Origin of the sequence: Beijerinckia mobilis (assembly GCF_000745425.1) — a bacterium.
In the GTDB taxonomy this organism is placed as follows: Bacteria; Pseudomonadota; Alphaproteobacteria; order Rhizobiales; family Beijerinckiaceae; genus Beijerinckia; species Beijerinckia mobilis.
In genome coordinates this window covers 1-12,710 of sequence record NZ_JQJH01000030.1, presented here as the reverse complement: position 1 = coordinate 12,710, position 12,710 = coordinate 1, and the positions used below count along the sequence as shown (strand labels likewise).

Sequence of the window (12,710 nt, the reverse complement as noted above, 5' to 3'; positions counted from 1 at the left end):
TTGTAATCCCTAGCTCATTCTCAGGGTCAATCCCATAAATAAAAACCTAAACGTACAATTTTTTCCGTTTCGTGACCTGCCCCCATTTTAGCCCTACAGCCCTGCGGCCTTGGTGAGATTGATGCGAAACCGGTCGCGGCGGCGCTGGTAGCGGCGGGTCATCTCGGCGCTGGCATGACCGAGCTGCTTTTGCACATGGCGCTCTTCGATCTCTGCCGAGGTGGCCAAGCCCGCGCGCAACGAATGCCCCGCGAATTTCTCCTCCCGCTCGCCCTCCGAGAGATCACCGCGCACGCCAGCCGCAAGCGCCGCCTGTTTGACGAGACGCGCCACATGCCGGTCGTTGAGCCGGTCAACGCCGGTCTCCTTGCCTTGGCCGGTCACGCGGCGGAACACAGGGCCGTGTCCGATCCGGGAGAGCTTCAGCCAGGTCTCAAGCGCATGCACAGGGCAGGTGATCGGGCTCGAGCCCCGGCCAATCACCACCTCCCGCCAGCCGGTTTTGGCTTTGACGGTCACGACCAGGCCTTCTGGCAGGATCTCGATCCAGCCCGTGCCATCGCCCATCTGCTTGTCGCCGCAGTCGAGGCCGACGATCTCCGAGCGACGAAAGCCTCCGGCAAAGCCGATGAGGAGGATCGCCCGGTCACGAATACCGCGCAGACCACTCTGATCGAGCACAGCGAGCATGGCCTTGAGATCGTCGGGCAGGACCGCCTCTTTTTGCACGGGCGGGCGGCCATGGGTGCGGCGGATGCCGGCCATCACCAAAGCGATGTGGCGATCCGCCCGATCCAGATGATCGCCGCGCTCGGCATAGTGCCAGGTGAGCGCCGACAGACGGCGTTCGATCGTTGAGACACAATCCGGCTTGCGGCGTCCCTCTCCGGAGGCGCAGGCGGACAGATAAAGGCCGAGGGTCGGTGGATGGGCGGGAAGGGCAGCAACACCCTGGCGGCGGCACCAAGCCGTGAAATGCCGCCAGTCCGCCTCATAGGCGCGCTGGGTGTTGGCGGACCGCGATGCTTCGGCATAGGCGCGTGCCTGCTCGGCCAGACCGGCATGGGCAATGGGCAGGGCAGAGGGATTCGGCAACGCCAGTGTTTGCTGGTCCGCGTTGGCCTCGCTCGAGGAGGGCGGGGGTGTCTCTGACGGAAGGTGTGTCATCGCGCGTTTTGACCGGAAACCCGAGGAGTGTTAAAGTGTTTCTGTAAAGGATCGGCGGTTCATCAGGGCTCGGCCCCGCCCTTCCTGCCATGAGGATCGCGATTTCGGCGGCTCATGGAATCCTACCGAACCTCAATGGGTCCGCCAAGATCCTTGAAACCGTCCGCCGGATAAGCGTGACCAAGGGTTTCGACAGGTGAAGATTTCCCACCATCCGCTGATCTCCTCCGAGAAAGGATGTCATTCAACTTAATTTAGCGGACTGCATAGAGTTGTTTTTGAATGCTTATCGCTCATCCTAATTAAGCGGATTCATCCTGATTTGGTGGATTTTCTGCTTAATTAAGCGGACGAGGGAGCGCGCGACCGTGCACAAGGTGAAGACTCATTCCATCAGCTTTCCAGGCAGAACGGCAATGGTTGAGATAAGACTTGATTGCATCTCAATTGAGATACATAATAGTCATTCTCTGTGGAGGATCCAACATGGCCGCCCAAACCTCGATGCTACATATCCGTGTCGACGATCAACTGAAAGCGCAGGCAGCTGAGACGTTGGCGAATGTCGGCTTGACCGTCTCCGACGCTGTTCGCATCCTGCTGACCCGCATCGCCAAGGAAGGCGGCTTGCCAGCCGGCCTGACGACCACGCCAGAAGCCTATGACACCTGGTTCCGCGCCAAGGTCCACAAGGCATTGACCGATACCCGTCCAGCCGTTCCGCACCAGCAGGTCATGGACGAGATGCAAGCTCTGATCGATAGGAAGCGCAGTGCCCGTTCTTGAGTGGCGGGAAGCGGCACGCGCCGATCTGCTGGCGATCGTGGATTACATCTCGGACGACAATCCAGACGCGGCCCAGCGGCTCAAGGATGATATCGAGACCAAGGTCTCGAAGTTGCCTGATTATCCGAAGCTCTATCGGGAAGGCCGCATCGCTGGCACTCGGGAAATGGTCGTGCGCTCGAATTACGTGGTTGTGTATATTGAGGACGCTTGCGCCGTGACGATCCTGCGCGTTCTCCACGCGGCTCAGCAATGGCCCCCAGCGGATGAAGAATAAGGGCGGGTGCGGTTTCCAATTTTGACATGCACCTGAAAAGGAACCTTTAGTCGCGTGTTTTATGAGGCTGCAGAAAAGCAAGGACAGGCTGTTTTCAGAGGCGCCGCTCAATCGAAGGTGGGGAAGTTTGATGGCCCGTCTTTGGTTTGGAATCCGCTTATCCAGGCAGATCCAGTCCGGTTAATGAGGCAGAATCCGCTTAACTCGGCCGAAGAATTCGCTGCAAACAGCTGAATTCTTTCCCAGTCCGCTCAATTAGGGTGAGCGACAGCGCAATGTCGAGAGCTCTCCAATAATGTCCGATAATTGAACATTATCGGATGTTTCTAGGACAAGACAAGCGCGGCGCTCACTTCTCTCTGAAAGCCTCGCTAAAAGCGCCGTCTTGGTCTAGGCTTCGCGCATGGCTTTGTCCGACGATTTCCCGCCTCCACCACCTGCCTGCCCCGTGGTTCCCGCCTGGGCACGCGGGGCCAATGCGCCGGAAACCCCTTTGGAGGTCGGGGTTTGCGCGGGTGCGGCGCTCGCCGTGCTCGATCCGATCGCCCGCACCACGCATCCGCTCGGCCAGCTCCTGCGCCGCCGCCTGGCGCTCGCCCAGGCGGCGCGGCTGGCGCGCCTGGTGGGGCGGGCGGAAGGGGAAAGCCAGTTGCGCGATGCCTGGGTGCTGCGCCGCGCCGGCGATGATCCCGGCCCGGCCGGGCGGGTCCTCGGGCTCTGGCGCGCGCTCGGCGAGCCCTCGGCCTTGCCGGATGCAGGATGGACGGAGAGGGTGGCGAGGCTGTTCGACCTCGAGGGGGACGTCCGGCTCGAGGCGATCGTTTCCATGGCTCTGAAACAGGGGGCAGGGGAGGGGGCTGCAATGGCAGCCGCCATTGCCATCGTGGCGGCCAGCCTGCGCCTCTTGCCGGACAACATCCTTCTGGCGCTGTGGCTGGCCGATGCGGGCCTCGCCGCGCACCTGCACTGGCCCGCGCCCGTGCCCCTGCTCGCCAGCCAGATCCGGCCGGCTGAGCTGAAAGACATCACGCGCTCCGGCAAGAGCGGGGATGCGTGGCTGATCGCCTGCGGGCAGGCTTATGCCCGCGCGGCGGCCGCGGCCGTGGATCTTTATGCGGAGCTCGTCCCACGTGCCCATCGCCTGCTCACCGTGGCGCCGCAGCTGCGCGGCAAGGATGCCGCGCATCACGTCCGGCTTCTCCTCAGCGAGGATGCGCTGGCGGCCGCGGCTGGACCGCAAGGCAGCGATCGCAGTGCCCGCCGTCTGTTCGACCGGCTGGTCGCCGAGGGCGTCTTGCGCGAGCTCACCGGCCGCGCGGCCTTCCGGCTCTATGGATTGTAGCCATGGCGAAACGCTCCCGCATCGATGCTGATCTTGATCGCGAGCTCGAGGACCTGCCGCCGCCTTTGCGCTGGCGGGAATGGATGCGGCGCGTCGAAGCCCTGCTGTTTGCCGCCAGCAAGCCGGTCTCGCGCGAGGTTCTGGCCAGCGTCGTCGGGGCGTCCTGCGCGATCGACGCCCTGATCGGCGATCTGCGCACGGATCTGCGCGGCCGACCCTATGACGTCGTCGCGGTCGATGGCGGCTGGCAGCTGCGCACCCGGCCCGCGCTCGCCCCCGTGCTGCGCGCGGCAGGGTTCCTCAAGAAGAGGGAGGGGGACCTCGGTCCAAAGGAAGCGACGCTGCTGCTGGCGATCGGGCATTTCCAGCCGATCACCCGCGCGCGTTTGGGGGAATTCTTTGGACGCGAGATCAGCCGCGACACGCTCGCCTGGCTGCGTGCCCAAAAATGGATCGGCTCTGGGCCGCGCAGCCCCGAGCCCGGAGCGCCGGTCACCTATGTCACGACGGAGGCCTTTTTGAAGGAATTCGGGTTCATGAGCCTTGCCGATCTGCCTGGCCACGATCTGTTTGCCACCAATTGGGCGGACGGAGAGGAGGGGCTGGAATAGCCACCGAAGGCAACGGATTGGCGTTTGCAAGCCTGATCTTCATGCTTTGTTACTCATCCTTCTAATCCCATATACTGGGAGAGCCGGAGCGCTGATCCCGAAGAGAAGAGTGAGCCGGCGACAGACGCAACAAACGAAAGTGACAGCAGCTGGAAAACGCTTGACCTCACCCCGCCGAATAGAGAAGAATCTGGTTATCGACCGTCCGACAGCAGCGCATAGAGACAATCATCTTTATTCTTTTTTTGAATTGTGAAAGAGATAACGATGATCCATTGGATGCTGGATCTCAGGTAAGGTCAGAAAAGCACGAATAACATCTACATGAAGTATGGATTCATGATCCTTCCCCGCTTCGCAAAGCTGTTTAGCTATTACTAGATGATACCTCATAGAGTCGACTGCCGCCTGTGTATGAGAGTGTGTCCCTATGCCTCTTGAAATAGCACCTGGTTTGTATACCGGAACCAATCGAAGTGCCTTCCAATCGCTTACCGTTTTATTGATCTCATAATCACAAGCGGGAGCCGCGTAAGCACCCGCTATATTTGCGAGTGAAATGAGCGCCGCAACAGCAGATTTTTTCAACTTAACCTCCACTTGGCAACTGGATGCAGATGAAATCATAAGCCGGTTATTCTGGCCTCGAAGACGTCTTTCTTCTCATGGAAGTATCCGATACTTTGCTGGCAGATAATCGGAGAATGAAGTCCAAGCTCTATGCTAAAGATGGAATTCCCATGGCTTAGATCGTCGATCCCTAAAGCACCACGGTTGAAATATACAACAAGTCAACAGATGGAACCTATAACCAACAAGAACACTGGATCCATGACATGAGCGAGGCAGTCGACGAGCCACCGTGCTTTCTGGGATGACCTTCTCTTCAATTCAACGGCATATGCCGCAGCCGCAGAGCATTGGTGATGACGCTGACGGAGGAGAGCGCCATGGCGGCTGCGGCGATGATCGGCGAAAGCAGAAGCCCGAACGCTGGATAAAGCACGCCGGCCGCGATCGGCACGCCAGCGGCGTTGTAGATGAAGGCGAAGAACAGGTTCTGACGGATGTTGCTCATCGTGGCATGGCTGAGCTGGCGGGCGCGCACGATGCCCTGGAGATCGCCCTTCAGCAGGGTCACGCCAGCGCTTTCGATGGCCACATCCGTTCCGGTCCCCATGGCGATGCCGACATCGGCGGCGGCCAAGGCCGGCGCATCGTTGACGCCATCCCCCGCCATGGCAACGATACGGCCCTCCTTGCGCAACCGCGCGATCACCTTCGCCTTGTCCTCCGGCAGGACTTCGGCCTCGACTGCATCAATGCCGAGCTTGCGCGCGACAGCTTGCGCCGTGGTCTTGTTGTCACCAGTCAGCATGACCACGTGGACATCTGCCTTACCGAGCGCTTGGATAGCGGCCGGCGTCGTCGTCTTGATTGGATCGGCGATAGCGACGAGGCCGCCAAGGCGCCCATCAATCGCCACGAAAACCACCGTCGCACCTTCCCCGCGCAAGGCTTCCGCCTCGCCTGCCAGGGTGGAGAGATCGACATTGGCCTCCGCCATGATGCGATGGCTGCCGATCACGAGTTTCAGTCCCTCAATAGTCCCTGTCACACCCTTGCCGACGGGGCTGTCGAAGTCCTCTGCGGTGCCGAGCGGCAGGTTGCGTTCTTTCGCGGCCTCGACGATGGCCGTGGCGAGCGGATGTTCACTGGCGCGTTCCAGGCTCGCGGCGAGCCGGAGCAAATCGTTTTCGCCAAGCGGTTCGACGGCCTTCAAAGCCGTGACCTTCGGCTTGCCTTCGGTCAGGGTCCCCGTCTTGTCGACGACGAGCGTGTCGACCTTCTCGAAACGTTCCAGAGCCTCGGCGTTCTTGATCAGCACGCCAAGCCCGGCACCGCGGCCGACCCCTACCATGATGGACATAGGCGTTGCCAGACCCAAAGCACAGGGGCAAGCGATGATCAGCACGGCAACGGCCGCGACCAAGCCATGGGCGAAGCGCGGTTCCGGTCCCCAGAGACCCCAGGCGGCGAAAGCAAGGATCGAGATCGCCATCACGATGGGAACGAACCAGCCCGCGACCTGATCGGCGAGACGCTGGATGGGCGCGCGCGAGCGTTGGGCCTCCGCGACCATATGGACGATCCGCGCCAGCATCGTGTCGCTTCCGACCTTGCCGGCCTGCATGACGAAGCCGCCGCTCTGGTTGAGCGTGCCGCCAATAAGCGCGGCGCCAACCTCCTTGGTGACGGGCATCGACTCGCCCGTAATCATGGACTCGTCAACCGAGCTGCGACCCTCGAGCAATTCGCCATCGACCGGGATTTTTTCGCCGGGACGAACACGCAGGCGGTCGCCAACCGCGACACTTTCGAGCGCGACATCCTCATCGGAACCATCCGCACGGACACGTCGTGCTGTCTTGGGAGCAAGGTCCAGCAATGCGCGGATGGCACCTCCCGTCTGTTCCCGGGCGCGCAATTCCAGCACTTGTCCGAGCAGCACGAGCACGGTGATGACGGCGGCCGCCTCGAAATAGATCGCGACGGAGCCATCGGCACTCCGGAAGGTGTTGGGAAAGATGTTCGGCGCGATCGTCGCGACGACGCTATAGACCCAGGCGACGCCCGTTCCCATGGCGATCAGTGTGAACATGTTGAGATGGCGCGTGACGAGGGACTCCCAGGCGCGCTTGAAGAACGGCGCACCTGCCCACAGGACGACGGGCGTCGCCAGGACGAGCTGGATCCAGTTCGAGGCCTGTGCGCCGAGCAGCTCATGGAGATTGAGGAGATGGCCGCCCATTTCGAGAGCCAAAACGGGGAGAGCGAGAACGAGGCCGATCCAGAAACGGCGCCTCATGTCGACAAGTTCGGCGCTCGGACCGGTCTCGGCCGTTGCAACTTCCGGCTCGAGCGCCATGCCGCAAATCGGGCAATTGCCGGGGCCGATTTGCCGAATCTGCGGATGCATCGGACAGGTATAGATCACACCCTGCGGCGGTGCTTCCGTCTTGCCCGACGGCGCGGTTGGCACGTTAGCAATGTAAGCGCCAGGGCTCGCCTCGAATTTCGCGTGGCACTTGGCCGAGCAGAAATAATAGGTCTTTCCACCATGATCAGTATGGTGTTTAGCGGTCGCTGGATCAACCACCATGCCACAGACTGGATCCTTCACTGTTCCAGCATGGCTTGCCGCCTGATGATCATGACCGCAGCCGGGAGGAGTGGAGGAATGAGGATGTGTGTGAGTGTCTGTATGATCCATCGGTCTTCTCCTGAGCTCTGGATGCGCCGATACGAGCAGGATGGATTTCCGTTCTGTTCTCCTCCCAAGGTCCAATGAATTTGGGTATTTAATCTTCTTCTTGCCATTTAATCTATACCCCTATAGGGTATATTGCAATGCGTGCGTCAAGAACAAAAATATCGAGCCGCCTGCGCCGAGTGGAAGGGCAAATCCGTGGCATCCAGAAAATGGTGGACGAGGATCGCTATTGTGTGGATATTCTCATCCAGCTTCGCGCGGTGAAGGCGGCTTTGCACAAGGTTGAAGCCTTGATCCTGCGGGATCATGTCTCGGGCTGCGTGGTTGAGGCTCTTGCGTCTGGCGATGCAATGGAACGGCAGGATAAGATCGACGAACTGATCGAGACGATCAACCGAATGACGGAGTGAATGTGTTCAAGGCTGGCGTGACAGGATTCGGGAGGCTGCTCCTCTGCCTGCTGTTGCAGGTGGGGCTCTTGCTGGCGACCGTTCCCGCGCAAGCCATTCTCTCCAGTCATGACGTTTCCATGTATTCTCGTTCCTCTATCATGATTCCCGCTGACAGGCAGGGAATGCCAGATATGGACATGGATATGGCCACCGCCGATTGCGACCATGTGCCCCACAAAGCGCCAGAGCCACATCCACACTGCAATGATCACTGCGTGCTTGGCGCATGCCTGGTCGATTGGCTTATGCCGCGGGTCTTCTTCCATTCGCCCGCTTTCGTCAGCTTCAAAGCCCGTTTTACCCCTCGGCCGCTGCATTACCCTGCCGGCTTTACGCCCGCCCTGGCTCTCCCTCCCCCCAAAGAGATGCTCTGATTCACTCTTAAAGTCTGGCGCGGAAAGTCATCCGACTCTCCAAGGCACGCTTTAAGGTCTCGATCTTGAGTGCGTTTCTCTCGACTGGATTGTTCCAGCGATTTGGAACGTGATCGAGACCGGTCAGTTCTACCCGGCTCAGCCGGTTTGGCCTTCTCTTAGTGGATTTTCAAACATGACATTCCAACCCCCTTCGGGGCGGAGCGTGTTGTCGCGCCGTCGCTTTGTCATTGGCGCGGGTTTATGGGGCGCGGCGATGAGCGCCATGCGGCAAGATGCCTGGGGCTATGCTCCCAACTGGGGCCAGCCTGCCGCAAAACCTGGAACCCGTTTCAATCTCACAATCGGCCATGTGCCGGTCAATATCACTGGCCAACCCCGACTGGCGACTGGCGTCAACGATTCCATCCCGGCGCCCATTTTGCGCTGGCGGCAGGGTGATACGGTCGAACTCAATGTCACCAATAGGCTTGATGTTCCGACTTCGATCCACTGGCACGGCATCCGCACGCCAGCCAATATGGATGGCGTACCGGGCCTGAGTTTCGCCGGGATCAAGCCGGGTGAGACCTTCACTTATCGCTTTCCGCTGCATCAGAGCGGCACCTATTGGTATCATAGCCATTCCGGCTTTCAGGAACAGACGGGTCTCTATGGCGCCCTGATCATCGATCCGAAAGTTGGCTATATTGACCGTTTCGACCGTGATTATGTGATTTTTCTTTCGGATTGGGCTGATGTCGATCCGGAAGAGATCGTCTCGACCCTCAAGTTCCAGAGCGATTATTATAATTTCCGGCAAAGGACCGTCGGCACCTTCATCGCGGATGCCCAGCGCGATGGATTGGAAGCCACCATAAAGGATCGCCTGAACTGGGGTGGCATGCGCATGTCCCCGACCGATATCTCCGATGTTTCTGGAGCAATCTATACCTATTTGCTGAATGGTCAGCCGCCTGGCGCAAATTGGACCGGGCTGTTCCGGCTTGGTGAAAGAATCCGGCTGCGCGTCATCAACGGCTCGGCGATGACGCTCTTCGATGTTCGTATTCCCGGCCTCAAAATGACGGTCGTGCAGGCGGATGGCAATGATGTCGTCCCCGTAACGGTTGATGAATTCCGCATCGGCGTGGCCGAAACCTATGATGTGATCGTCCAGCCAACCAAAGACATGCCTTATACGATCTTCGTGCAGTCCGAGGATCGCACTGGCTTTGCACGCGGCACGCTGGCAACGCGCCCTGGTACGGCAGGTCCCATTCCGCCCATGGATCCGCGTCCTCTCCGCACCATGGTCGATATGGGCATGGGCCATATGCATGAGGGCATGGAACGTTCCCTGGCGACCGAAGGGGCCGCAGTCCAATCGAGTGACGGACATGCGTCTGTGCCTCCATGGCCGCCGCTGCCTGGGCGGGATGCGTCCAATCAGGCTGTGCAGCCTTCCTCTCAAGCTGTGCATGGCGGCATGACGGGGATGAAAACCGCTCAACACGCAGGGATGCGGGATATGCCCGGCATGACCATGTCCGGCATGCATCAGGCGAAAGCCTCGGCTTCCTCTCATGCCGCGCATACAGCGAAAGCCGGAAACATGGCCGGTATGAACATGGGGTCGTCGGATATGGCCAGCATGTCCGGCATGGACACTGGCCAGTCAATGACCATGAATGCACCGGAGACGGAATTCATGCTGGGGCCCGAGGAACAGAACAGGGCCATGTCGCCGATCGACCGGCTCGGTGAGCCCGGCGCAGGTCTTGAGAACAATGGCCGCCGCGTGCTGACCTACAGGGACTTGCGGGCAAGAGTGCCGGGCGCCGATCCACGGCCGCCATCTCGCGACATCACGCTCCATCTGACGGGAAATATGCAGCGTTTCATCTGGGGCTTCGATGGCAAGAAGTTTTCCGAAGCCGATCCGATTCATCTGCGCCTTGGCGAAAGGGTTCGCTTCATCCTCATCAACGACACGATGATGGAGCATCCGATCCACTTGCATGGCCTGTGGAGCGAGCTGGATAACGGACACGGCAAATACCGGCCCTACAAACATACGATCACCGTCAAACCAGGCGAGCAGCTGAGCTATCTCGTGACGGCCGATGAGCCCGGAATGTGGGCCTATCACTGTCATCTGCTCTATCACATGGATCTTGGCATGTTCCGCACGGTGGTGGTGTCATGACGAAACTCTTCCCTCTCGTTCCCACATTGTTTACGTGTGCTATCGTCACAAACACCTTGCTGCCAAGCGCCAGTCAGGCCCAGACAGTGAATGCGGTGCCGCAGCCCGCACCCGTCTTCTATGTCAGTGGCATCCAGCCGGTCATGGATCACGGCACCTATATCCATGCGCTTCTGGACCAGTTCGAGGGCCGGTTTGGACGCAATGGCAGCCAGTTTCGCTATGATGGGCAGGCCTGGTTCGGCACGGATTACGACAAGCTCTGGCTCAAATCGGAAGGCACCATCGGCACCAATCGCCAATTCGGCGATGGCAGTCATCAGGCTCTCTATTCCCGTGCCCTCTCGACCTATTTCGATCTTCAAGCCGGTGTACGTGTCGATGCCGATAGTGGACCGACCCGCACCTGGGGAGCGATCGGATTCCAGGGATTGGCGCTGTATTTCTTCGACATAGAAACCACCGCCTATTTCAGCAGCCGAGGGGTCGCGGGCCGCATCACGGGCTCTTACGATATTCTGCTCACCAACCGGCTGATTTTGCAACCACAAGTCGAGCTGAATTTCTATTCGGCCTCCGATGCCGCGCGCAATGTCGGCAAGGGGCTTTCGGATATCGATGCCGGCCTGCGGCTTCGCTACGAAGGCTATCGGCAATTCGCACCCTATATCGGCGTGACCTATGCCGGCACTTTCGGTCAGGCCGCACAGTTTTCACGGCTGCAAAACGAGCGCGTCCGGGATCTCCGTTTCACCTTCGGCGTCAGGTCATGGTTTTGAGCCATGCTCTTGACGCGACTACAAACAGGGCCGCGGCGGCCTTGTTTTTCTTCCACTGTCAATGAAAGGAAATGACACATGTCACGCTTACAGATTCAAGTTGTATCCGCCTTTGCCTTCCTGATGGCTCTGACACCAGCCGCCTGGGCACAGGCTCAGTCCGATTCCGGGATGTCTGGCATGCATGACATGCACGGAATGTCAGAGGAAGAAATGCAGAACATGGGAGGCATGCATGGTCATGACATGCAGGGAATGGAAAAAGGCATGAAGATGAAAGAAAAGGGGATGAAGATGAAAGACAAGATGGGAGGCTGCTGCGATGGTCAGAAAGGGAAGATGAAAATGGACGATGAACAAGCCCCTGCGGCGACGCATTCCCGATAAGGCAGGAATAAGAACGAGGAGGGTGGCAACGATCCAGCCGCCCTCCTAAGGAGGGGAATATGCGTACATTCGTTTGGTTGTTGACGGCCCTGCTGACGGCGAGCATAGGGGCGGGCGCACTCATCGTTTTCGGTGGATTCTTCGACGTGGCGGCGACATCGCCGCACTGGCCCATCACGTCCCATATTTTGGAGACAATCCGCGTCTCCTCGATCCGGCATCATGCGGAGACAATCGTGCCGCCGTCAGATCTTGATCGTCAAGCAAGGGTCATCGGCGGCACCGCGCATTTCGCGACGCATTGTGCTTCCTGTCATTCGGCTCCTGGCGTGGTGTCTGAGTCCATGGCCAACGGCATGTATCCCAAGCCACCGGCTTTAACCGATGCCGCCAAACACTATTCGCCCTCGGAACTGTTCTGGATCGTGAAGAATGGCATCAAAATGACAGGCATGCCGTCCTGGGCTGACCATGGCGATGAAAAGTTGTGGAATATCGTGGCTTTCCTGGAACAGCTTCCTGATATGGACGCGCAAACCTATCAGATCTTGATCAGTCAGGCCGCTGAATCGAGCGATCATCATATGCACGAACACGGCATGCATATGCCGATGCCGTGATCTCGCAGCGACAGGACATTCTGGCAGGATGAAAAAGTCATTGGAATCTTCTGGTCATGTCCGCTTCGTTCTGGCCAGTTTGACGATATTTGCAGTCGAATGCATGTCCTTCCCCGGCCTTCTGGCACAGGAGGATGGGGCCGTGATGCCGTTTATGTCGAGCGGCACACAATCCGGCCCGATCCCGGCAAGTATGGCTGCACAGGCTATCCCTCTCCGGCGGGACCAACCAGAGGGGAATGGTGCAATGGAAACGGATGGCGGGATGATGGGAAGCCGTGAGGGCATGAAAGATGTCGTGCCCGGAGACGCTCATGCCGGCCACCATGTCGGTTCCGGGAAAGACCCATCCCCGGAACATCCTGGGATGGGCAATATGATGTCCATGGGGCAATCAGAGGGAGATAGCCAATCCCCGGATAGAGGGGATGCTGGCTGTTGCGGCGGGCGAGG

The 12,710-nt window shown here is 59.3% G+C and carries 13 protein-coding genes; 10 read left to right on the top strand and 3 right to left on the bottom strand.

Annotation, left to right across the window (positions count from 1 at the left end; genetic code table 11):
* Positions 1–93 precede the first annotated feature (93 nt).
* Positions 94–1,167 (bottom strand): site-specific integrase, encoded by a 1,074-nt coding sequence (locus DL88_RS16825; RefSeq protein ID WP_084705250.1) that lies wholly within the window; start codon positions 1,165–1,167, stop codon positions 94–96.
* Between the two features lie 486 nt (positions 1,168–1,653).
* On the opposite strand from DL88_RS16825, the gene relB reads away from it, so the two are divergent.
* The 4 genes from relB to scpB all read left to right on the top strand — a co-directional run bounded on the left by relB (position 1,654) and on the right by scpB (position 4,183).
* Positions 1,654–1,953: a type II toxin-antitoxin system RelB family antitoxin gene (relB, locus tag DL88_RS16820; RefSeq protein ID WP_034998788.1), complete on the top strand. Its 300-nt coding sequence runs from the start codon at positions 1,654–1,656 to the stop codon at positions 1,951–1,953.
* The gene (locus tag DL88_RS16815; protein WP_034998785.1) at positions 1,940–2,230 is read left to right on the top strand and encodes a type II toxin-antitoxin system RelE/ParE family toxin; all 291 of its coding nucleotides are present in this window, start codon (positions 1,940–1,942) and stop codon (positions 2,228–2,230) included. Before relB ends, DL88_RS16815 begins: the two co-directional genes overlap by 14 nt.
* A gap of 403 nt (positions 2,231–2,633) precedes the next feature.
* Positions 2,634–3,572, top strand: coding sequence for a DUF1403 family protein (locus DL88_RS16805; RefSeq protein WP_034998780.1), 939 nt, complete (start codon positions 2,634–2,636; stop codon positions 3,570–3,572).
* A 2-nt stretch (positions 3,573–3,574) separates the two neighbouring features.
* A complete protein-coding gene (gene scpB / locus DL88_RS16800; RefSeq protein ID WP_051956112.1) occupies positions 3,575–4,183 on the top strand; it encodes an SMC-Scp complex subunit ScpB in 609 nt (202 codons plus the stop codon).
* A gap of 234 nt (positions 4,184–4,417) precedes the next feature.
* Here scpB and DL88_RS20475 read toward each other — a convergent pair whose 3' ends face one another.
* Positions 4,418–4,771, bottom strand: coding sequence for a hypothetical protein (locus tag DL88_RS20475; protein WP_156971173.1), 354 nt, complete (start codon positions 4,769–4,771; stop codon positions 4,418–4,420).
* Positions 4,772–5,069: 298 nt separating this feature from the next.
* Complete coding sequence (locus DL88_RS16795; RefSeq protein ID WP_084705249.1) at positions 5,070–7,457, bottom strand: heavy metal translocating P-type ATPase; 2,388 nt, start codon at positions 7,455–7,457, stop codon at positions 5,070–5,072.
* A gap of 137 nt (positions 7,458–7,594) precedes the next feature.
* Between DL88_RS16795 and DL88_RS16790 the strand changes: the two genes are divergently transcribed.
* The 6 genes from DL88_RS16790 to DL88_RS16760 all read left to right on the top strand — a co-directional run bounded on the left by DL88_RS16790 (position 7,595) and on the right by DL88_RS16760 (position 12,257).
* On the top strand, positions 7,595–7,867 hold the full coding sequence (locus DL88_RS16790; protein ID WP_034998778.1) for a metal-sensitive transcriptional regulator: 273 nt from the start codon (positions 7,595–7,597) through the stop codon (positions 7,865–7,867).
* Between the two features lie 2 nt (positions 7,868–7,869).
* On the top strand, positions 7,870–8,283 hold the full coding sequence (locus DL88_RS19585) for a hypothetical protein (protein ID WP_051956111.1): 414 nt from the start codon (positions 7,870–7,872) through the stop codon (positions 8,281–8,283).
* A gap of 175 nt (positions 8,284–8,458) precedes the next feature.
* Positions 8,459–10,471: a copper resistance system multicopper oxidase gene (locus tag DL88_RS20895; protein WP_051956110.1), complete on the top strand. Its 2,013-nt coding sequence runs from the start codon at positions 8,459–8,461 to the stop codon at positions 10,469–10,471.
* On the top strand, positions 10,468–11,250 hold the full coding sequence (locus DL88_RS16770; protein ID WP_034998775.1) for a copper resistance protein B: 783 nt from the start codon (positions 10,468–10,470) through the stop codon (positions 11,248–11,250). The genes DL88_RS20895 and DL88_RS16770 overlap by 4 nt, the downstream gene beginning before the upstream one ends.
* A 78-nt stretch (positions 11,251–11,328) precedes the next feature.
* Positions 11,329–11,637, top strand: a complete 309-nt coding sequence (locus DL88_RS16765; RefSeq protein WP_034998773.1) for a hypothetical protein — start codon at positions 11,329–11,331, stop codon at positions 11,635–11,637.
* Positions 11,638–11,696: 59 nt separating this feature from the next.
* Complete coding sequence (locus DL88_RS16760; RefSeq protein ID WP_034998770.1) at positions 11,697–12,257, top strand: c-type cytochrome; 561 nt, start codon at positions 11,697–11,699, stop codon at positions 12,255–12,257.
* Positions 12,258–12,710 lie beyond the last annotated feature (453 nt).

Coding starts and splice junctions, on each gene's coding strand:
- DL88_RS20895 (WP_051956110.1), top strand. CDS start 8,459: ATGACATTCCAACCCCCTTCGGGGCGGAGCGTGTTGTCGCGCCGTCGC.
- DL88_RS16765 (WP_034998773.1), top strand. CDS start 11,329: ATGTCACGCTTACAGATTCAAGTTGTATCCGCCTTTGCCTTCCTGATG.
- DL88_RS16825 (WP_084705250.1), bottom strand. CDS start 1,167: ATGACACACCTTCCGTCAGAGACACCCCCGCCCTCCTCGAGCGAGGCC.
- relB (WP_034998788.1), top strand. CDS start 1,654: ATGGCCGCCCAAACCTCGATGCTACATATCCGTGTCGACGATCAACTG.
- DL88_RS16790 (WP_034998778.1), top strand. CDS start 7,595: ATGCGTGCGTCAAGAACAAAAATATCGAGCCGCCTGCGCCGAGTGGAA.
- DL88_RS16795 (WP_084705249.1), bottom strand. CDS start 7,457: ATGGATCATACAGACACTCACACACATCCTCATTCCTCCACTCCTCCC.
- DL88_RS16760 (WP_034998770.1), top strand. CDS start 11,697: ATGCGTACATTCGTTTGGTTGTTGACGGCCCTGCTGACGGCGAGCATA.
- DL88_RS16770 (WP_034998775.1), top strand. CDS start 10,468: ATGACGAAACTCTTCCCTCTCGTTCCCACATTGTTTACGTGTGCTATC.
- scpB (WP_051956112.1), top strand. CDS start 3,575: ATGGCGAAACGCTCCCGCATCGATGCTGATCTTGATCGCGAGCTCGAG.
- DL88_RS16805 (WP_034998780.1), top strand. CDS start 2,634: ATGGCTTTGTCCGACGATTTCCCGCCTCCACCACCTGCCTGCCCCGTG.